The sequence below is a fragment of the Ruegeria sp. BE3 genome (genome assembly GCF_056538865.1).
The window spans coordinates 1-20405 of sequence record NZ_JBQFTW010000013.1; the positions used below are offsets into that span (position 1 = coordinate 1).

Annotated in this window: 21 protein-coding genes and 1 tRNA gene; 15 read left to right on the top strand and 7 right to left on the bottom strand. The window is 57.8% G+C overall.

Going from position 1 to position 20405, the window contains the following annotated elements; translation table 11 throughout:
- Positions 1–201, top strand: a 201-nt coding sequence (locus ACR0AZ_RS19565) for a hypothetical protein (protein WP_480668096.1), incomplete at its 5' end; no start/stop codon positions are given.
- 84 nt (positions 202–285) lie between these two features.
- On the opposite strand, the gene msrQ is transcribed toward ACR0AZ_RS19565, so the two are convergent.
- Both msrQ and msrP read right to left on the bottom strand, forming a co-directional pair.
- Entirely contained in the window at positions 286–900 is a 615-nt protein-coding gene (msrQ, locus tag ACR0AZ_RS19570; protein WP_480668116.1) for a protein-methionine-sulfoxide reductase heme-binding subunit MsrQ, read from the bottom strand.
- Positions 901–904: 4 nt separating this feature from the next.
- Positions 905–1807, bottom strand: coding sequence for a protein-methionine-sulfoxide reductase catalytic subunit MsrP (msrP, locus tag ACR0AZ_RS19575; protein WP_480660580.1), 903 nt, complete (start codon positions 1805–1807; stop codon positions 905–907).
- Between the two features lie 337 nt (positions 1808–2144).
- Between msrP and ACR0AZ_RS19580 the strand changes: the two genes are divergently transcribed.
- Both ACR0AZ_RS19580 and ACR0AZ_RS19585 read left to right on the top strand, forming a co-directional pair.
- Entirely contained in the window at positions 2145–2669 is a 525-nt protein-coding gene (locus tag ACR0AZ_RS19580; protein WP_480668097.1) for a DUF4142 domain-containing protein, read from the top strand.
- A gap of 14 nt (positions 2670–2683) precedes the next feature.
- Positions 2684–3010 carry a cupredoxin domain-containing protein gene (locus ACR0AZ_RS19585; RefSeq protein ID WP_480668098.1) on the top strand — a complete coding sequence of 109 codons (327 nt, stop codon included), beginning with the start codon at positions 2684–2686 and terminating at the stop codon, positions 3008–3010.
- 52 nt (positions 3011–3062) lie between these two features.
- Here ACR0AZ_RS19585 and clpB read toward each other — a convergent pair whose 3' ends face one another.
- Positions 3063–5681: an ATP-dependent chaperone ClpB gene (gene clpB, locus ACR0AZ_RS19590; protein ID WP_480668099.1), complete on the bottom strand. Its 2619-nt coding sequence runs from the start codon at positions 5679–5681 to the stop codon at positions 3063–3065.
- Positions 5682–5886: 205 nt separating this feature from the next.
- Here clpB and ACR0AZ_RS19595 point away from each other — a divergent pair, with 205 nt between their 5' ends.
- Positions 5887–6462, top strand: coding sequence for an isopropylmalate isomerase (locus ACR0AZ_RS19595; protein ID WP_480668100.1), 576 nt, complete (start codon positions 5887–5889; stop codon positions 6460–6462).
- On the opposite strand, the gene ACR0AZ_RS19600 is transcribed toward ACR0AZ_RS19595, so the two are convergent.
- A complete protein-coding gene (locus tag ACR0AZ_RS19600) occupies positions 6441–6761 on the bottom strand; it encodes a hypothetical protein (protein WP_480470598.1) in 321 nt (106 codons plus the stop codon). The two genes, ACR0AZ_RS19595 and ACR0AZ_RS19600, sit on opposite strands and share 22 nt — an antisense overlap.
- Before the next feature lie 141 nt (positions 6762–6902).
- On the opposite strand from ACR0AZ_RS19600, the gene pyrF reads away from it, so the two are divergent.
- Both pyrF and ACR0AZ_RS19610 read left to right on the top strand, forming a co-directional pair.
- Entirely contained in the window at positions 6903–7607 is a 705-nt protein-coding gene (gene pyrF, locus ACR0AZ_RS19605) for an orotidine-5'-phosphate decarboxylase (protein WP_480470599.1), read from the top strand.
- 358 nt (positions 7608–7965) lie between these two features.
- Positions 7966–9219, top strand: coding sequence for a DNA polymerase IV (locus ACR0AZ_RS19610; RefSeq protein WP_480470600.1), 1254 nt, complete (start codon positions 7966–7968; stop codon positions 9217–9219).
- A 1-nt stretch (position 9220) separates the two neighbouring features.
- On the opposite strand, the gene ACR0AZ_RS19615 is transcribed toward ACR0AZ_RS19610, so the two are convergent.
- Positions 9221–10093, bottom strand: a complete 873-nt coding sequence (locus tag ACR0AZ_RS19615; protein ID WP_480470601.1) for an N-formylglutamate amidohydrolase — start codon at positions 10091–10093, stop codon at positions 9221–9223.
- Positions 10094–10242: 149 nt separating this feature from the next.
- Between ACR0AZ_RS19615 and ACR0AZ_RS19620 the strand changes: the two genes are divergently transcribed.
- From ACR0AZ_RS19620 to ACR0AZ_RS19640, 5 genes are all read left to right on the top strand, one after another.
- Positions 10243–10317 (top strand) — tRNA-Val (locus tag ACR0AZ_RS19620).
- A gap of 90 nt (positions 10318–10407) precedes the next feature.
- Complete coding sequence (gene ykgO, locus ACR0AZ_RS19625; RefSeq protein ID WP_005648635.1) at positions 10408–10533, top strand: type B 50S ribosomal protein L36; 126 nt, start codon at positions 10408–10410, stop codon at positions 10531–10533.
- Positions 10534–10831: 298 nt separating this feature from the next.
- Positions 10832–11848 (top strand): Fe(3+) ABC transporter substrate-binding protein, encoded by a 1017-nt coding sequence (locus ACR0AZ_RS19630; RefSeq protein ID WP_480668101.1) that lies wholly within the window; start codon positions 10832–10834, stop codon positions 11846–11848.
- Between the two features lie 119 nt (positions 11849–11967).
- Complete coding sequence (locus ACR0AZ_RS19635; RefSeq protein WP_480470603.1) at positions 11968–12522, top strand: helix-turn-helix domain-containing protein; 555 nt, start codon at positions 11968–11970, stop codon at positions 12520–12522.
- Entirely contained in the window at positions 12519–13037 is a 519-nt protein-coding gene (locus ACR0AZ_RS19640) for an N-acetyltransferase family protein (protein ID WP_480470604.1), read from the top strand. Before ACR0AZ_RS19635 ends, ACR0AZ_RS19640 begins: the two co-directional genes overlap by 4 nt.
- Before the next feature lie 192 nt (positions 13038–13229).
- Here the strand turns inward: ACR0AZ_RS19640 and ACR0AZ_RS19645 are convergent, their stop codons facing one another.
- Positions 13230–13484: a BolA family protein gene (locus ACR0AZ_RS19645; protein WP_480470605.1), complete on the bottom strand. Its 255-nt coding sequence runs from the start codon at positions 13482–13484 to the stop codon at positions 13230–13232.
- A gap of 107 nt (positions 13485–13591) precedes the next feature.
- Here ACR0AZ_RS19645 and ACR0AZ_RS19650 point away from each other — a divergent pair, with 107 nt between their 5' ends.
- The gene (locus tag ACR0AZ_RS19650; RefSeq protein WP_170716335.1) at positions 13592–14215 is read left to right on the top strand and encodes a DnaJ domain-containing protein; all 624 of its coding nucleotides are present in this window, start codon (positions 13592–13594) and stop codon (positions 14213–14215) included.
- A 115-nt stretch (positions 14216–14330) separates the two neighbouring features.
- On the opposite strand, the gene ACR0AZ_RS19655 is transcribed toward ACR0AZ_RS19650, so the two are convergent.
- Complete coding sequence (locus ACR0AZ_RS19655; RefSeq protein WP_480470606.1) at positions 14331–15188, bottom strand: NAD(P)-dependent oxidoreductase; 858 nt, start codon at positions 15186–15188, stop codon at positions 14331–14333.
- Positions 15189–15476: 288 nt separating this feature from the next.
- Here ACR0AZ_RS19655 and cobS point away from each other — a divergent pair, with 288 nt between their 5' ends.
- The 3 genes from cobS (at position 15477) to ACR0AZ_RS19670 (ending at position 20382) form a co-directional block, all read left to right on the top strand.
- Positions 15477–16463, top strand: coding sequence for a cobaltochelatase subunit CobS (cobS, locus tag ACR0AZ_RS19660; protein WP_480668102.1), 987 nt, complete (start codon positions 15477–15479; stop codon positions 16461–16463).
- Between the two features lie 121 nt (positions 16464–16584).
- Positions 16585–18462, top strand: a complete 1878-nt coding sequence (gene cobT / locus ACR0AZ_RS19665; RefSeq protein ID WP_480470608.1) for a cobaltochelatase subunit CobT — start codon at positions 16585–16587, stop codon at positions 18460–18462.
- A 129-nt stretch (positions 18463–18591) separates the two neighbouring features.
- On the top strand, positions 18592–20382 hold the full coding sequence (locus tag ACR0AZ_RS19670) for an aminopeptidase P family protein (RefSeq protein WP_480470609.1): 1791 nt from the start codon (positions 18592–18594) through the stop codon (positions 20380–20382).
- The last annotated feature ends 23 nt before the right edge of the window (positions 20383–20405 follow it).

The window sequence follows — 20405 nt, forward strand, 5'->3', positions numbered from 1 at the left end:
TCTCCCGAGCGTCCAACCGTCTCTCCGGCCCGTCTCCGCCGTTCCCAGCGTCCCAACAACCACCTCAGCAGCGCCGGTGAAGGGCGTTCTAAGTATATCACCGAGAAGCCGCAAGTAGAAAAATCGAAAATCGGCAAAAAATCTTCGAATTTCTATTTTTACATTAAAAAGCATATAGTTAATTCCCGCCCCTCCAGATGAGTTGCGCGATCAATGGCGTCATCCGTAAACAAATCGCGCGGCAGATCACTTATTCACGCAGTTACCCACAGACTCGCCTTCGAGTCAGGTGGAATCGACCTGCCGCAACCGAACAAGAAAAGCGGAAACAGGCAGACGCAGGCTCAGCAGACCCAAAACGATCACGAGATAGACCAGCGGTTCGATCTGGAAGCCCTTCGCCAACATCACGTAATGCAACGCGCCCAGAATCGCGGCCGGATAAACCAGACGATGCAACTTGCGCCATCGCGGGCCAAGACGGCGGACCGACCAGTTGTTGGACGTGAGCGCAAGCGGCAGCAACAGGACAAAAGCAGCCATCCCAACCGTGATATACGGACGCTTAACGATGTCCGCCCAGATCTGACTGGGGATCTGAACATCCAGAACCAGCCAGACCAAGAGGTGCAGCGAGACATATGAGAATGTCAGAACGCCAATAGCACGACGGAACTTCATCAGATTTATTCGGGCGAGTCGTCGCAATGGCGAAATCGCGAGGCCTAGAATCAAGAGCTGTAACGCAAGTTCCCCGAAGCGATGCTCCAACGCCTCAATTGGTTCTATACCAAGACCCCCTGTCATGCCTTGATAAAACAACCATGGCGCAGGAAGCGCGCCCACCAGGTACACTACCCAAACAGGGATACGACGCAGAATATCGTTGAGGCGTTGCATGATCTCAGTAGTATTTCGCCAAATCCATACCTTCGTAAAGGCTGGCAACGTCTTCTTCATACCCATTGAACATCAGGGTCGGGATACGTTTGGCGAATAAACCACCGCCGATTTGTCGTTCCGAGGCCTGAGACCAACGCGGGTGATCCACGTTTGGGTTCACGTTGCTGTAGAATCCATACTCGCGCGGGCCAGCCATGTTCCAGCTGGTCAGAGGCTGGGTATCCGTCAGAGTGATACGTACTATGGATTTGATCGACTTGAAGCCATATTTCCACGGCACAACCAGACGAAGGGGCGCGCCATTCTGGTTCGGGATCGGTTTGTCGTAGATTCCCGTGGCCATGATGGTCAGCGGATGCATCGCTTCGTCCAGTCGCAGTCCTTCGCGATAAGGCCACTCCAGCACCGGATATGCGACACCAGGCATTTCGTCCGGACGATAGGCGGTCTCGAACGCGACATATTTCGCGCCCTCCTGAACACCCGCCATATTCAGCAGATCAGCCAGTTCGAAACCATTCCACGGAATGACCATCGACCACGCCTCGACACAACGGAATCGATAGATACGCTCCTCAACCGTCATTTCGGACATGATGTCGTTGAAGTCATATTCGCCGGGGCGGTCGACCAAGCCATCAATCTGCACGCTCCAGGGCTCGGTTACCAGCGTGTGGGCATATTTTGCCGGGTCATCCTTGCGGGTGCCGAACTCATAATAATTGTTGTACGAGGTGACCTCTTCCCAAGTGTTCGGCTCAAGCGTTTCAGCCGCTGCCGCCGGTCGCGCCAGACCTGCCAGCCCCACACCCGCCAGTCCGGCCATCACTTGCCGCCGGTTCAGAAACGCCGCCCGGGGGGTGACGTCGGCATGTGTCAAAGTATTGGTCCAGCGGTGCGCCATGTAAGTCTCCGTTAACAGTCTGCCTCAGGAACGAGGTAGTCTGCTCATAGCACAGTGCCAAGGAAACAAGCGTAACGATTGAGAGACGAGATTGTAACGTAGAGAACGGGCAATTGAGCGCACATGCCCCCGCTGGCGTGAGTTCGGTGGATTTGCGCCCCTTGAAACCGCCTGAACTCTTTTGGATAGCAACGAGCCCTGAAAGAGATCCGCTGACTGCTTCTTCGTTCTGCTTTCCGGACGATCTGAGTCCTGTTGTGAACGCTCCGGTCTGTGACAGCACAGAGGATCGGAAAATACTGGGCGGGCAAAAAATATCTCTCGAGGAGTTTCTCAAATGCACAAACTAGTTTCCGTTCTCGCCGTTGCAATTGCCATGACAGGCGCGCAGGCTTCGGCACAGGAAATCGCGGATATGAACGATCTGGAATATGCCCATATCGCCTATACCGCCGACAATATCGATATCCGTTATGCGCATCTGGCGCTCGCCCTGTCGGAAAATCCCGATATCCATGAATTCGCAAATACCATGATCCGCGACCACACCGCTGTGAATGCCGCCGCACTCGGATTACTTGATAAGCTGGGGGCTACCGCACAGGATAACGCATTCAGCCAGACACTGAATGCCAATGCCGAGAAGATCATCGACAATCTTTCGCAACTGCGCGGGGCCGAGTTCGATGCGGCATATGCCGCCAATGAGCTGGCCTATCATCAGGCAGTGAACGAGCTGGTTGAAGGCACCATGATCCCCAATATCGACAACGCCGAGGTCAAGGCGCTGTTCGAACAAGGGCTTGAGATATTCAAGGCCCATGAAGGTCATGCCGAAGTGATGGTCGAGTCGCTGAATTAATGCCACGCACCATCATGCGGCGCACGTTTCTTGGAGGGGCGGTGGCTTCAGCAACCGCCCTGACATTCTCGGCGCGCGCGGAGCAAGCCGCCAAGGTGCATGAAGTGACGATCAAGCGTTTCACCTATGAGCCAGAGCAAATCGAGGTTCGAGTCGGAGACATCATCCGCTGGACCAATCTTGACATCGCTCCTCACACTGCTTCGGCCGACGACCTGAGTTGGGAGACCGCGGAACTGAAGCGGAATGAAAGCGCCGAGATCACCGTCGAAGACGGGATGGTGTTGACCTATTTCTGCGTGTTCCACCCGCATATGAAGGGAACGGTCAGAGTTGTTTGATCTGACTTTAAAAAAGGCCCGCCATATCGGCGGGCCTTTCAGGTTCTGTCAGTTAATGCACCACGGCATCATCCGGGCGTGGACGATCAGACGTTCCCAACCGATCGCCGATGATCAGGCCGTCAGAACCAGCTGACACAGGAACAGTCTCTCCGTCCTTGATCTCACCGGCCAGCAATGCTTCGGCCAATGGGTTCTGCAACGCACGCTGGATCACACGTTTCAGCGGGCGCGCACCGAAGACCGGATCATAGCCTTCGTTCGCCAGCCATTCCTTGGCACCATCATCCAATGCCAGCTCGATCTTGCGGGCGGCAAGACGTTTCTGCAGACGCGCCATCTGGATATCGACGATGCCATCCATATCGGCGCGCTTGAGCCGGTCGAATATAATAGTCTCGTCCAGACGGTTCAGGAATTCGGGCCGGAAATGCGCCCGGACCGCGTCCATCACGTCGCGCCGCGCCTGCGCGCTGTCTGCCCCTTCGGGCAACTGGCTGAGCGCCTGTGAGCCGAGGTTCGACGTCAAGATGATCAGCGTCTGCTTGAAATCCACGGTGCGGCCCTGACCATCGGTCAGCACGCCGTCATCGAGAACCTGCAACAGCACATTGAACACATCCGGGTGCGCCTTTTCGACCTCATCGAACAGCACAACCTGATAGGGCCGGCGCCGCACGGCTTCGGTCAGCACGCCACCTTCGTCATAACCGACATAGCCCGGAGGGGCACCGATCAGACGGGCGACCGCGTGTTTCTCCATGAACTCGGACATATCGATGCGCACCATCGCGTTGTCGTCGTCGAACAGGAAGTTCGCCACGGCTTTGGTCAGTTCAGTTTTACCCACGCCGGTTGGCCCGAGGAACAGGAACGAACCCAACGGGCGGCCTTCGTCATTCAGACCCGCACGCGCGCGGCGCACAGCGTTGGCCACGGCAGTCACCGCCGCATCCTGACCGATCACGCGTGAATGCAGATCGTCTTCCATCCTCAGCAGTTTCTCGCGCTCACCTTCCAACATTTTCGAGGTCGGGATACCGGTCCAACGCTCCACGACGGAAGCGATCTGTTCCGGGCGCACGGTCTCCTCGGCCATCATGGCGTTGCTTTCGGCGTTCTCGGCCTCGGTCAGCTTTTTCTCAAGCTCGGGGATGACGCCATAAGACAGCTCACCCGCTTTCGCCAGATTGCCTTCGCGCTTGGCGATCTCCAGATCAGCCCGCGCTTTGTCGAGCTGTTCTTTCAGGTCGCGCGCGCCCGCAAGCTTGTCACGTTCGGCCTGCCACTGGGCGGTCATCTCGGCGGATTTCTCCTGCAGATCAGCCAGATCCTTTTGCAAGGTTTCCAGACGATCCTTCGAGGCCGCGTCGTCCTCAAGCTTCAGCGCCTCTTCCTCGATCTGCATCTGCAGGATCTGACGATCCAGCTGATCCAGCTCTTCGGGCTTGGAATCCACCTCCATCCGCAGACGCGACGCCGCCTCATCGACCAAATCGATGGCTTTGTCGGGCAGGAACCGGTCGGTGATATAGCGATGCGACAGAGTCGCCGCCGATACCAGCGCCGAGTCCGAAATGCGCACGCCGTGGTGCAACTCGTACTTTTCCTTGATGCCGCGCAGGATGCTGATCGTGTCCTCTACCGTCGGTTCGGTGACCATCACAGGCTGGAACCGACGCGCAAGGGCCGCGTCTTTTTCGACGTATTTGCGGTACTCATCCAGCGTGGTCGCACCGATACAATGCAACTCACCCCGGGCAAGCGCAGGCTTGATCAGGTTTGCGGCATCCATCGCGCCGTCAGACTTCCCCGCCCCGACCAGAGTGTGCATCTCGTCGATGAACAGAATGATCTCGCCAGCGGCCTCAGTGACCTCGGTCAGAACGGCCTTGAGGCGTTCTTCGAACTCACCGCGATATTTCGCACCGGCGATGAGCGCACCCATATCGAGCGCCAGCAGCTTTTTGTCCTTCAGCGATTCCGGCACGTCGCCGTTGACGATGCGTAGGGCCATACCCTCGGCAATCGCGGTTTTACCGACGCCGGGCTCCCCGATTAGAACCGGGTTGTTTTTGGTGCGGCGCGACAGCACCTGCATCGAGCGGCGGATTTCCTCATCCCGCCCGATGATCGGGTCAATTTTGCCCTCAGCCGCAGCCTCGGTCAGATCGCGCGCGTATTTCTTGAGCGCATCATAGCCCTCTTCCGCCGACGCGGTGTCAGCGGTGCGACCTTTACGGATGTCATTGATCGCCTCGTTCAGCTTCTGGGCGGATACGGCACCGGCCTCTAAGGCCTCTTTGGCTTTGGATTTCACCATACATAGCGCCATCAACACGCGTTCGACCGGAACAAAGCTATCACCCGCCTTGGTGGCGATCTTAGTGGCCTCGTCCAAAACCTTGGCGGTCTGACCATCCATATAAATCTGGCTTGCGTCACCGCTGACCTTCGGGATCTTGCCCATCGCAGCATCCAGAGCCTCAACCACACGGTTCGGCGCGCCGCCTGCGCGGGTGATCAGATTGCTCGCCAGCCCCTGATCGTCATCCATCAGTGCTTTAAGAATATGTGTGGGTTCCAGCCTCTGGTGCCCCTCGCGCAGCGCAATGGTCTGCGCCGCCTGCACGAAACCCCGTGCCCGCTCGGTGAACTTGTTCAAGTCCATGTTATTCTCCTTTTTATAAGCGCCCGAAAGTGTTGCGCCCGCTTGGCGGCACGCGTCGGTCTGGGCCTCAGATTCAATTTGGGAAATATTGGCGTGTATTCAAGACCGTTTCCCTACAATAACACAGTCAACTTTCTGCGCTTGCAAAACCATGGGGATTTGCCACAAACCAATGATACCGAACCGGTTTTGGGAACACCTCGCGATGATTTCACTCAACGACCTCGGCAACTGCATTGCAGAACATTGGTCAACCGTTATCGGCGACCCGAGCCCGGTCGGATGGCTGACAGTTGCGGTTTATGGCGTCACCGCTCTTTTATGCCTGCGCGCGGCATGCAGCCCCAGCGTTCGATGGTTCTGGCTGCTTCTGTCTTTGCTGTTGTTCGCCCTGATGATCAACAAGCAGCTTGACCTGCAATCCGCTCTGACCGCCAGCGCCCGCTGCCTCTCACACATGCAGGGCTGGTATCAGGATCGCCGCTCGGTCCAGGTCGGCTTTATACTGGCGGTGATCTTCTGCGGTTTCTGGGGCGCGCTGGTCAGCCTTTGGTTTCTCCGCAAGCATCTGCGCCAGGTCGGCGTGGCCCTGATAGGGTTCATTGCCCTGATCTGTTTCGTGTTGATCCGCGCAGCAGGGTTTCACAAATTCGACTCCCTGCTGAACGCAGACTTCCTGTTCATCCGTGTCAATTGGCTGTTGGAGCTGTCAGGTATCGGCCTGATCGCCCTCAATGCCTATTGGGTGGCAAGACGCCGTCAACCCCGCGGGATTGAATAGACGGAGTAACCGCCCGTTTCCGCCATCTTCTGGGCATTATACATCTCAAGCAGCGATTGCTCGGCACTACTGCCTGTGGGGCATGAAACCAGATCCGCGGTGTGATCCAGAAACTCGCCGGTAAAGGGGCTTTCTCCTGTGAGCTGGCACCAGTCATCCTCGGACCGATAGCCGCCCACCAGGGGAAGGTTGTCATTGGTCGGAGCCGGGGCCACGCCGGTATCTGAAGGATCGTTTTGCGGGGTGTCATCACAGGCGGCCAGCATCAGCGCTGCGCCAATCGCTACTATCTTCTGCATCATTCTGTCCCTTGCTTTGAATTGCCGCAACATAGCACAGCAAGGAAATTTATGCGTGAACTGCGTCACCCAACCTTCCTGCATGGACAGAACGCCCCGAACCCGTTACGACGCAGAAGTTTGCCAAAAAGGAGCCCACCTATGTCCGATGACCGCCTGATCGTTGCCCTTGATGTTCCTAACGCTTTGCAGGGACTGGCCATGGCCGAACGGCTGGGGGACGCCGTGTCCTTCTACAAAATCGGGTTGGGTATGCTGACAGGTGGCGGGCTGGCGCTGGCCAATGAGCTGAAGCAGGATCACGGAAAGCGTATTTTCCTGGACATGAAACTGTTCGATATCGGCAATACGGTTGAGAACGCAGTACGCGGATTGGCACAGTTTGATCTGGATTTCCTGACCGTGCATGGCGATCCGCATGTGGTGCGGGCGGCCAAAGAAGGCGCCTCGGGCAAAGACCTGAAGATTTTGGCTGTGACCATTCTGACCTCATTGAACCGTGACGATCTGGATGCCAGCCTGCTGAAGGCCGGTGATGTGCAAGAACTGGTCGTCGAGCGCGCCGCACGCGCGCTGGAGGCCGGGGCCGACGGCGTCATTGCCAGCCCGCAAGAGGCCGCCTTGATCCGCGCCCTGCCCCAGGCGGACGGCCGCTTGATCGTCACTCCAGGCGTTCGGCCTGCGGGCGCTGCTCTGGGCGATCAGAAACGTGTGGCGACCCCAGCGAGTGCAATCGGAGATGGTGCGGATCATATCGTCGTCGGAAGACCGATCTATCAGGCCGACGATCCCAAAGCGGCAGCAGAAGCTGTTCTGAACGAGTTAAATTCTTTGACGCGGCATTGAATTCCGCACGGAATCGCCCGGCATTTACGATAGCAACTGCAGGCAACCAGTTGACCTTAGGTCAATTTTTACCCTTTCTGCGCCAAATCGCCCCTGTGCCCGAAAACACACATCAAATATGCGAGTTTTTCGATCCGACGCTTACAGCTATCGAAAACAGCAGTTTTAAGCGATTCTAAATGCAAGACACTCCCCAACGGACTGTGACTTCCTGAGGTCCGTTACCTTCTCCCCCCGCTACCGCGGGGGGTTTTCTTGTCAGTAGACACTCCCCCACCCCGACCCAATCCTTTGAACCGGGACCTGAGCTGTTATAAGACTGGTCCTGACCTGAACCGCGTGAAAAACGGGAAACCGAATGCCCGGTCTTTGCCGAGATTGCCTGACCACACTGACCGACGAGCGGCGCTGTCCGTCCTGCGGCAGCCCGCGTGTGAAATCCCATCCCGAACTGTTTGACCTGACCATCGCGCATATGGATTGCGATGCATTTTATGCCTCGGTCGAGAAACGTGAAAATCCCGATCTGGCGGACAAGCCGGTGATCATCGGTGGCGGTAAGCGCGGCGTGGTCTCCACCGCCTGTTACGTGGCCCGCATTCGCGGCGTACGCTCGGCCATGCCGATGTTCAAGGCGCTGACGCTCTGCCCTGATGCGGTGGTGATTAAACCTCGCATGTCGCTTTATGCCAGCGTCTCACGCGAAATTCGGGCGATGATGGACGATCTGACGCCGGATGTGGAACCCCTATCGCTGGATGAAGCCTTTATGGATCTCTCCGGTACCGCGCGGCTGCATGGCGCGCCGCCTGCTGTGATGCTCGCCCGGCTCGTCAAGCGGATGAAGGACGAACAGGGACTGACCGGCTCGATCGGGCTGAGTCATAACAAATTTCTGGCCAAGGTGGCCTCGGACCTCGACAAGCCGCGCGGGTTTTCGGTGATCGGCAAGGCAGAGACTGCCGAGTTCCTGCATGACCGACCCGTGCGCCTGATCTGGGGCATTGGCCCGGCGGCGCAGGAGACGCTGGAACGGGCGGGTATTCGCACCTTCAGCGACCTGTTGCGCTGGGATCAGGAGGCGTTGACGGCGCGGTTTGGATCAATGGGATATCGTCTGTGGCATCTCGCCCGAGGGCAGGACAAACGTCGGGTCTCGGCACATACACCGATGAAGTCGATCAGCAACGAGACTACGTTTTTCGAGGATACCGCTAGCACGGACATTCTGGACGGGCATATCTGGCGCATGTCCGAGAAGGTAGCCGACCGGGCCAAGGCCAGAGGGCTGGCCGGGCGAGTGGTGACGCTCAAGCTGAAACAGGCCAATCACAAGATCATAACGCGGAGGGTCTCTCTGCGCGATGCGACCCAGATCGCAGACCGAATCTATCGTATTGCGCGCAACCTTTTTGATCAGGTGGGTGATCAGGGGCCCTATCGCCTGTTGGGATGTGGCCTGTCCGATCTGTGCCCAGAGGATCAGGCGGATATCTCGGGTGATTTGCTGGACCCCGGTGCGGCACAACGCTCGCAGGCCGAACGGGCCACCGATGAAATCCGGCGACGGTTCGGAACGGATGCGATCGTGAAGGGGCGCGCGCTGCGTTAGCCTATTCGGCCGCCAGCTGTTGTGTTTCAGATCCGATGGCAGCAATATCCGCCGTCACCTGCCGCAACAGGTCGCGGAAGGCCTGGAAATTACCATTGGGCTGGATCGTGCCTTCATTCATATAGAGCGACCGGTCGATCTCGATCTGAATGGCGTGTTGATGACGCGCCGGGCGGCCATAGGTCTGGGTGACATAGGCCCCCGCGAAGGGCGTATTGCGCACCACATTCAGCCCGACCGAGGCAAAGGCCGCTTCGATCTGATCCACGATCACGCCCGAGGCAGAGGCTCCGAACCGATCCCCCAACACAATCTCGGGCCGCGAACTGCGTCCGCTGTTGGCCATGGCGACCGCCTCATGTGGCATCGAGTGGCAATCGATCAGGATCGCCTGCCCGAAGGTCGCATGCGATTCGGCCAGAAGTGACTTGAGGCGCTGGTGGTAAGGCCGCCAATAGGTATCGATGCGCAGCCGCGCCTCGTCCATCGTCAGCTTGCCATTGTAGATCGCGCGCCCGTTCGCCACGACGCGCGGAATCACGCCCAGCCCCGAAGCGACGCGAGGGTTATGCCCATGGCGGCGGGCGCCTTGGATCAAGGCAGGGTCCAGCTCATCCGCGCTGCGGTTCAAGTCGAGATATGCGCGCGGCATAGCTGCAGCCAGCAAAGGCGCACCAAAGGTGGCGGCAGAATCGAACAGTTGATCGACATAAGCATCTTCGGACGACCGAATCGCATGCCGGTTCAGCACCGACCGCTTCAAAAGCGAGCCCGGATAGGTCCTGCCGCTATGCGGAGAGGCAAATACCACGCAAGACGTGCGCTTGGCGGGCATATCCAGTAGGTAGGCGGCATTGGACGAAGGTTTGGTCATGGGCTCTCCGTTATTCGCATTGAACATAGACCGGAAAATAGTTCTTCCAAACCCCTTGATCCCCCCAACGACTCCTTTTATAGACCCCGCTACCGGCGCGGGGTTCCGCGCCCCATTTCGTTATGGGGTAGGTCACGCGACGGTTTCATGGGCGGTTAGCTCAGCGGTAGAGCACTTCGTTGACATCGAAGGGGTCACAAGTTCGATCCTTGTACCGCCCACCATGATTCACTGTTCCGGGCTTCCGGGGCACCCGACTAACCCAGGCGCTGGCCACGTCTTTGATGAAGGCGCCGCAGATTGGAGACAGACCCATGAAGGTCAAGAACTCGCTCCGCTCGCTCAAGAACCGGCACCGTGACTGCCGGGTTGTGCGTCGCAAAGGCCGCGTCTACGTGATCAACAAGACGCAGCGCAAGTTCAAAGCTCGCCAGGGCTAAGAACTGCACATTCCGAATAGAAAAAGCCGCGCCTTCGGGCGCGGTTTTTTTTTGTGCCTGTACCAGCGATGCGAAATGGCAGACCACGCGAATGCCATCAATCCATTCGGCTCTGGCCAGCAAGGTAATAGGTGGCCCAATGCCCAAGCACCTGACCTCAGCCCCGAAACATAAAAATATGGCGTGACCATTTGACCGACCAATTTTGTCGGAATTCCTTGCATCCCGCTCAGAATCGTTTAATTGACCAAATCAGTCGGGTTATAACCCGCAGCGTATTCTAATGTTGGGACACATCATGCTGAAATCTTCCACCTGTATCGCCACCGCCCTAACGGCACTGATTGCGACATCTGCTGTCGCCGAAGGCGAACTGAACCTCTATTCGTCGCGTCACTATGATACGGATGAGAGGCTGTATTCCGATTTCGAAGAAGCAACCGGCATCACCATCAACCGCATCGAAGGCAAGGCCGATGAGTTGATCGCGCGCATGGAGGCTGAAGGCGCAAACTCGCCCGCCGACATCCTGCTGACCGTCGATACCTCGCGTCTGGCGCGCGCCAAGAATGCCGACCTACTGCAGACGATCGACAGCGCCATTCTGGAAGAGCGTATTCCGGCCAACCTGCAGGACGAAGATAACCAATGGTATGGCTTCTCGCAGCGCGCCCGGATCATCTTCTTTGACAAGAATGAGGTCGCCAATCCACCCGCAAGCTATCTGGATCTGGCCAAGCCTGAATACAAAGGCCTGGTCTGCATCCGCTCTTCCAGCAACACCTATAACCAGACCCTGCTGGCTGCGATCATCACCAACCACGGTGCTGAGGCCGCAAAAACCTGGGCTGAAGGCATCGTCGCCAACATGGCGCGTGAACCTCAGGGCGGTGATACTGACCAACTGCGCGGCATCGTATCCGGTGAATGCGAGATTGCCGTTTCGAATTCCTACTACTTTGCGCGCGCTATCCGCAGGGACGTCAAAGGTCTGAGCGCTGATATGGACATGATTGGCGTGCAATTTCCGGCACAGGATGCCGAGGGTGCACACATGAACTTGTCGGGCGCAGGGGTTGCGGCGAACGCTCCGAACAAGGAAAACGCGATCAAGTTCCTTGAGTATCTGGCCAGCGACCAGGCTCAGGTCTACTTCTCGAACGGCAACGACGAATTCCCGGCGGTTAAAGGCGTGGCCCTGGCCGAGAACGTGGCCTCGTTGGGCGATTTCAAGGCGGATGAAGTAAACCTGTCTGAAGTGGCCAAGAACATCCCTGAGGCGCAGAAAATTTTCAATGAAGTTGGCTGGAAGTAAGCCTTCGGTTCACCCGAGAAATTGAAAGAGCGTAGCGCCTTCTGCGCTCTTTTTTATTGTGTTCATGATATCTGTTAGCCAATAATCCCAAATATGAACATGATTCTCGTATTTGAACAATGCTAGATGAACTCTCCTTCCGGCTCGCTACAAGGCTGAAAGAGCTGCGCCAGGGACGCGGCTGGTCGCTTGACCAGCTTGCCGAACATAGCGGCATAAGCCGCGCGACGCTGTCTCGGATGGAAAAGGGGGATGTCAGCCCGACGGCGGAAACGCTGGGCCGATTGTGTGCCGCCTATGGCTTGCCCATGTCGCGCCTGCTGATGATGGTCGAAGACAGTTTCGACCCTCGCATCCCCCTTGAGCGCCAACCCGAATGGCGCGATCCCGAGACCGGTTTCACTCGCCGGTCCGTCTCACCACCCGCTGCCGGGTTGAGCGGCGAAGTCATGGAAGGTCAGCTGCCCCCAAACACTGTAATCAGCTATGACACCCCCCCAAAGCCCGGGCAGGAGCATCACCTGATCATGCGGGACGGGGAACTGACGCTCACGGTCGATGGCGTCGATCACATGCTCAATGACGGGGATTGTCTACGCTATCATTTATCCGGAGCAACACGGTTCCAAACCGGGCCTGCACGCGGCGCGCGTTATCTGTTGGTACTGATATGATCACACGATTAACTGCTGCCTATTTTGACGAAGCGCTCGAGGATCTGACGGATATCCTTCATAGCTGCGTCCACACTGGCGCCAGCATAGGCTTTATCCTGCCATTCTCAAAGGAGGATGCCCGCAGCTACTGGCTGGGTCGGGTAAGGCCGGATTTGCAGATCGAAGCGTTAGATTTATTCGTCGCTCATGATGGGGGTGGCATACTTGGAACAGTGCAGCTGATCCCCGCCTCCATGCCAAACCAGCCGCATCGCGCTGATGTCGCCAAGCTATTGGTCCACCCTCAGGCCCGCCGACGCGGATTAGGTCGGGCACTGATGGAAGCATTAGAGGACCGGGCGCGCGATTTAGGGCGAACGACGCTGGTGCTGGATACCCGCAGCAGCGACCCTTCGCGTCTGCTCTACCAATCGCAGGGCTTTCATATTGCCGGAGAGATTCCGAACTATTGCCGCAACCCCTTCGAGGATCGGTTGGAGCCGACCACCTATATGTATAAGCAACTGACATAACTGCCGGTTTTGCGTGTATTGGCGGCAAAGCAATATCCAATCCCCTACACGGCCTTGATGAATGTTGGGGCCGAAGGAGCAGGTTCAATCTTTTTCGCAACCGCGCAACGTACACGTCGATCATCCGGCCACTTACGATTATATCTCCCACGCGCCTTATCCAGTAAACTGATCGCGCAGATCGAAAGCAACTTAGCCGTCGATATCAAGCGCCAGCGCATGAATGCGTGGCACGATATCGCCCAGCGCTTTGTGCACCGCGCGATGGCGCGCAACACGGGATTGCCCCTGAAAAGCTTCCGCCCGGATACGGACGTTGAAATGGCTTTCTCCGCCCTCTTGGTACCCTGCGTGACCGCGATGGCTTTCGCTGTCGTCTACAACGTCCAGCTCACGCGGATCAAATGCTGCCTGCAGGCGGTCACGGATTTCGTCGGTCACGCTCATTTTTATGCTCATCGGCAAATTAATTGCCGTCCCCCTCTTCTACTTTCGGCTGCTTAGATTAAACTGCTGCCTCCGAGTCGAAAAGATGCGTTCGTGAGGTTGAGCAGATGGTGAAGTCAGATCCCTTCGGATTCGATATGTCCGTGTCCAGCGCGAAGAAAAAGAAGCCGCGCGGGCGTCGGGGCATGTCGGGCGCGTCCGAGACCTCGACGCGTATTTGCGATCATGAGGGCTGTGAGGAGGCAGGCAAGTTCCGCGCGCCCAAAGCGCCGGATGTGCTGGACGACTTCTTCTGGTTCTGCCAGCAGCACGTGCGCGAATATAACCAGAAATGGAATTTCTTCGACGGCACCACCGAGGCCGAGCTGAACGCGCAGCGTTCCAAGGACAAGGTCTGGGAGCGTGAGACCAAACCCATGGGCGACCCAGAGGCCCGCGCCTGGGCACGCCTGGGCATCGAAGACCCGCATCAAGTACTGGGTGAGAACGCCACGAAGAACCCCGGTCGCGCCAATTCCGGCGGTCGCCGCTTGCCCCCGACCGAGCGCCGGGCGATTGAAATTCTGGAGGCGCAGGACAGCTGGTCGAAGGCCGAGATCCGCAAAGCCTACAAGAAGCTGATCAAGGTGCTGCACCCGGACATGAACGGCGGCGACCGGTCGCAGGAAGAACAGCTGCAAGAGGTCGTCTGGGCCTGGGATCAGATCAAGGACAGCCGCAGCTTCAAGTAGGGTCGGCCTTTTGGCGGCCCTTTATTAGCGGTAGAGTAGTGAGCTGGTGTTTTCATGAAAACTGTGTGCCGCAAGGTGCATTGGGCGGTTTTGAGCCCTGAGAGGCTCGTTCTGATCACCTGTCTTTCTGCAAGGCTTTGAAAAGCGCCATAACATGCTCTTCCCCATAGCCGGCTTCGATTGCTTTCTCGAATAACCTGCCGAAGTAGTCCGGAAACTCCGAGTTCATACCAGCGTCAAGTGATTGCCGCCTCAGCAATTCAAGTGAGCCCTGCCAAACTGAAAGCATGGCGGTTCGTTGGTCATATGTACCATCGCGTATTGTTCCGACATGATGCTGAATTCTTGGGTTATCTGGGAACATCGAGATAAATTTCTGAAGTTCGATCCCCTCTGCACGGCAAACGTTTGCAGCGTGAAGCATTCCGGCAAACTCACCGAAACGGGTTGATAACCAGGCCAGATCAAGTGTGGACGCCGCTGCTATGTCGTCCCCAAGGAAGTCTATTCTTTCGCCCAGGCAGTCAAAGAGTGATGCAACTTGTTCAAATGTGGTCGACGAGCCAGAGATAAGTATCCTGCCATCTTTGGTTCCTATGTTTTGGGGGCCGCAGTGAATTTCTCCATCCAAATAGTCCGCGTTTTTTTCTGCCAACCAATCTCTGGCCTCTCTGGCCTGTTTCGGCAGACACGTGCTGAGCTGGACTATCGTCCGATTATCGAGCAGCGGTTGCACACGGCTGTCTCCAAAAAGAGAAAAAATAGACGTGGGATCATCCACGCATATGATCGTTGTGGGGCTTGCGGCTACGGCGTTAGAGATAGATTGAGCGACGGCGACGTTTTCACCTTCAAGCGCCGTGGCTTTTTCGATTGAACGGTTCCAAACAGTGAGGGAAATACCTGACTTCCGATAGGTCTTGGCTATCGCCGAACCCATCATCCCTAACCCAATAACCCTAACTTTGCTCATGACAAAACCTCTAGGAAAATGGCGTTATGGACAGGTTGATAGTATTGGCAACGGGCACGTCGGCCAAGGTCAGCCCCGTCGCGCCTACGGGCGTCAGCGATACCAAACGCTCAGAGTGCGCTAAGCGCCGCCTGCGTTGACGCTCCATCAACTCCGATAAGGCCAGTTTCAAAGAAAAATCCCCTCAGCTTTTGACAGGCGCGGCTTTCCCTTGCCCTTGCTTGCAATATGTTGCACCACACACGGGTTCAAACCCGGTGAGCGGGCCATAGGATAAGGACAAGGCGCATGGCTGACGGATCGATCGACATCAACGCAAAACCTACCGAGGATATCTCGGTCCGTGAGGTGTTCGGCATTGACAGCGATATGGCAGTCAAGGGCTTTGCCGAGCGCAGTGACCGGGTACCGGTGATCGACCATACCTATAAGTTCGACCCAGAGACCACACTCGCGATTTTGGCGGGCTTTGTTCACAATCGTCGGGTGATGATCCAGGGCTATCACGGCACCGGGAAGTCGACCCATATCGAACAGGTTGCGGCGCGTCTGAACTGGCCCGCCGTTCGCGTGAACCTGGACAGCCACATCAGCCGGATCGACCTGATCGGCAAGGACGCGATCAAACTGCGTGACGGCAAACAGGTCACCGAATTCCATGAAGGCATCTTGCCCTGGGCGCTGCGCAACCCGGTTGCCATCGTGTTCGACGAATATGATGCGGGTCGGGCGGATGTGATGTTTGTCATCCAGCGCGTGCTGGAGCATGACGGCAAGCTGACCCTGCTTGACCAGAACGAGATTATTACGCCGAACCCCAACTTCCGCCTGTTTGCGACCGCCAACACCGTGGGTCTGGGTGATACCACTGGCCTCTATCACGGTACACAGCAGATCAACCAGGCGCAGATGGACCGCTGGTCGCTGGTCTCGACGCTGAACTATCTCAGCCATGATGCCGAGACGATGATCGTGCTATCCAAGGCTCCTCACTACAACACCGAGAAAGGCCGCAAGACCGTCAGCCAGATGGTGACGGTCGCTGACCTAACCCGGACAGCTTTCATGAACGGTGATCTGTCGACTGTGATGAGCCCGCGGACCGTGATCAACTGGGCCCAGAATGCCGAAATCTTCCGCGATGTAGGCTACGCCTTCCGTCTGTCTTTCCTGAACAAATGCGATGAGCTTGAGCGCCAGACAGTGGCCGAGTTCTATCAGCGCTGTTTTGACGAGGAGTTGCCTGAAAGCGCCGCCTCTGCGAGCTTGGGCTAAGGACCTGAATTGTGCCCTTGCCGGGCGCAATGCCTCCGGCGGGGATATTTTTGGCCAGATGAAGGGGGATCCGGTTTCGCTTTGAGATACCGGATCGCTGCAGCACAAAGGGCGTTTGATCATGGTGCAGAAGAACGACAATCCTGCTGATCCGTTCAAGAAGGCTCTGGCCGAAGCCACTAAGGTTATGGCCGACGACCCCGAATTGTCGGTGACCTATACGGTTGATCCATCGGGCATGACGGGCGAGTCGATGCGACTGCCACAGGTGTCGCGGCGGATGACACGGGAAGAGGTATTGCTGGCCCGTGGCACGGCGGATGCATTGGCGTTGCAGCGTAAGTATCATGACGACGCAACCCATGCGCGTTATGCGCCCCCGGGCGATATGGCCCGCGATTTGTACGAGGCCATGGAAGTCGCGCGCTGCGAGGCGATGGGCGCGCGGGATATGCCCGGGACGGCGTCCAATATCGACGTCAAGATCGGGCATGAGGCGATCCGGCGTGGTTATGATCAATGCAAGCAGCCTGCGGATGCGCCTTTGGCCGTCGCGGCGGGTTATCTGATCCGGCATCTGGCAACGGGACGCGACATGCCTCCGGCGGCGGAAAATGTCATGAACCTGTGGCGCGGGTTTATTGAGGAACAGGCTGGCGGCGTTTTAGAGAACCTTGATGAGGTGCTTTCGGATCAGGCCGAATTTGCCAGGTTCGCGCGCCAGATGATCAAAGATCTGGGCTATGGCGACCAGTTGGGGGACGACCCCGATGAGCTGGATGACGAGCAGGAAGATCAGGCCGAGGAAGACGCCGAGGAACAGCCCGATCCCGACAGCACCGGACAAGACGATCAGGAAGAACAGGACGCCGACGCCAACCCGGAACAGTCGCAGGAAGAGCAGCAGGACCAATCTCAGGCTCAGGTCTCGATGGATGAGATGGCCGAGGATGAGATGGGCGATGAGGCCGAGATGCCCGAAGGCGAGGCCCCGCTGGAGCCACCTGCACCGCCGCCCGCGTCCGAAGCAGATCCGGACTACAAGGTCTATCTGAACAGCTATGATGAAGAGATTGCGGCCGAAGATCTTGCGGAACCGGCAGAGCTGGAACGTCTGCGGGCTTATCTTGACCAACAGCTTGAACCCCTGAAAGGCGCGGTGAGCCGCCTGGCCAACAAGCTGCAGCGTCGCTTGCAGGCGCAGCAGAACCGGTCTTGGGAGTTCGACCGCGAGGAAGGCATTCTGGATGCTGGGCGTCTGGCACGTGTCGTCGCGAACCCCACGACTCCGCTGAGTTTCAAGGTCGAAAAAGATACGGAATTCCGCGATACCGTGGTGACGCTGCTGCTGGACAATTCGGGTTCGATGCGCGGGCGTCCTATCTCCATCGCAGCAATCTGCGCCGATGTTCTGGCGCGGACGCTGGAGCGCTGCAATGTGAAGGTCGAGATTCTGGGCTTTACCACTCGCGCTTGGAAAGGTGGACAGGCACGCGAAGCTTGGCTCAACGATGGCCGACCGCAGCAGCCCGGGCGTCTGAACGATCTGCGCCACATCATCTATAAGGGTGCGGATGCGCCATGGCGTCGGGCGCGGCCCAATCTGGGCCTGATGATGAAAGAGGGCCTGCTGAAGGAAAACATCGACGGTGAGGCGCTGGAATGGGCACATCGCCGGATGCTCGCGCGGCGTGAGGCGCGCAAGATCCTGATGGTGATTTCAGATGGCGCACCGGTCGATGATTCAACGCTCAGCGTCAATCCAGCCAACTATCTTGAAAAACATCTGCGTGACGTGATCGCCATGGTGGAAAAGCGCAAGATGGTGGAATTGTTGGCCATCGGGATCGGGCATGACGTGACGCGGTACTATGACCGCGCGGTGACGATCACCGATGTCGAGCAGCTGGCCGGTGCCATGACCGAACAGTTGGCCGCCCTGTTCGACAGTGATCCACGCGCTCGGGCGCGAGTTATGGGGATGAAACGGGCCGGTTAGCGGAGCGCGGGTCTACGCTACCTTCCTGAATGCGCTGCGGAACTTCCTGAACCGAGCAGAGCAAGCGGCTGGACATTTTCCGCCGCAGGCCGCAGGTTTGCGCCGATCAAACCGACGAATGAGGCCCCGATGTTCCAGAGTTTCGAAGTGACCGCGCGCCCCGAACAGGGTCCTCCTCGACTGGCCGCGTTGCGGGCCGAAATGGCAAAAGACGGGCTGGACGGTTTCCTCATCCCGCGCTCGGATGCACATCAGGGTGAATATGTGGCACCCCATGACGAGAGGCTGGCTTGGCTGACCGGGTTCACAGGTTCTGCCGGTTTCTGCGTTGCATTGACTAGCGTGGCAGGCGTATTCATCGACGGGCGCTATCGCACGCAGGTGAAGGCACAGGTGGCCGAGGAGTACACTCCGGTGCCGTGGCCGGATGTCAGCCTTAGCACTTGGCTGAAGGAACAACTGCCAGATGGCGGTAAAGTCGGGTTCGATCCGTGGCTCCATGCGGCTGGTCAGATCGCCGGCGCTCAAAAGGAACTGAAAGGCAGCGGCGTCGAATTGGTGCGCTGTGACAATCTGGTGGATCGGGTCTGGGATGACCAGCCTGAGCCACCGATGAACTCGGTCAAAGCGCATCCGATTGAGTTCGCCGGGGAAACTGCGGAAAGCAAGATCAAGCGCCTCGCCGAAGAGTTGCGGAGGTCCGGGCGCACGGCGGCAGTGATTACGCTTCCAGATTCGATCATGTGGCTGCTGAACATTCGCGGTTCGGACATTGCCTATAACCCAGTGGCGCACGGGTTTGCCATACTGCACAGTGATGGGCGTGTTGATCTGTTCATGGCCGCTGCGAAGCTGACGGAGGTGATGGATCATTTGGGCGCTCAGGTCACTGTGAATGAGCCGGAAAACTTCCTTACCACCATCGGGGCCCTTGAGGGGGCGGTGCAAGTCGACCCGAACACCGTACCGCAGATCGTGGCGGATGCGCTCGGGGATCGGATGGTCGAGGGTGGTGATCCCTGTGCATTGCCAAAGGCCTGTAAAAACCCTGCCGAGATCGCAGGCAGCGCCGAGGCGCATCTGCGTGACGCTGCGGCAGTGGTGGAATTGCTCTGTTGGTTGGACGCACAGGCCCCGGACAGCCTATCCGAAACACAAGTGGTGACCAGACTGGAAGAATGCCGCCGCCGAGACAATGCGTTGCAGGATATCTCATTTGACACCATCGCAGGCACCGGTCCGAACGGGGCCATTATGCATTATCGGGTGACCGAGGAAACGGACAGCCGGTTAGAGAATGGTCATCTGCTGGTGCTCGATAGTGGCGGGCAGTATCTGGATGGCACCACCGATATCACCCGGACCATCGCAATCGGTGACGTAGGGGATGAGGAAAAGCTATGCTTCACCCGCGTGCTAAAGGGCATGATCGCCATGTCGATGCTGCGCTGGCCGGTTGGGTTGGCAGGACGTGATATCGAATGCGTCGCACGCCTGCCGTTGTGGCTCGCGGGGCAGGATTTCAACCACGGGGTTGGACATGGCGTGGGCACCTACCTGAGCGTGCATGAAGGCCCTCAGCGTCTGTCACGGGTCAGCCATGTGCCGCTGGAGCCCGGCATGATCCTGTCCAACGAGCCGGGATATTACCGCGAAGGCGCGTTTGGCATCCGGTTGGAGAATCTTGTGGTGGTGGAAGAGGCCCCCGCCCTGCCCGGCGGCGATGACGAACGGGCTATGTTGCAATGGCGTACATTGACCTATGTGCCCATCGACCGGCGACTGATTGTCGTCGACATGATGACACGCGAAGAACGTGCCTGGTTGAACGCATATCACCGCGATGTTGCAGAAAAGATCCGACCAAGGCTGGGCGAGGACGCTCAACTGTGGTTGGATGCCGCAACTGCACCGGTCTGACACCGGATTGTTACATAGAATAG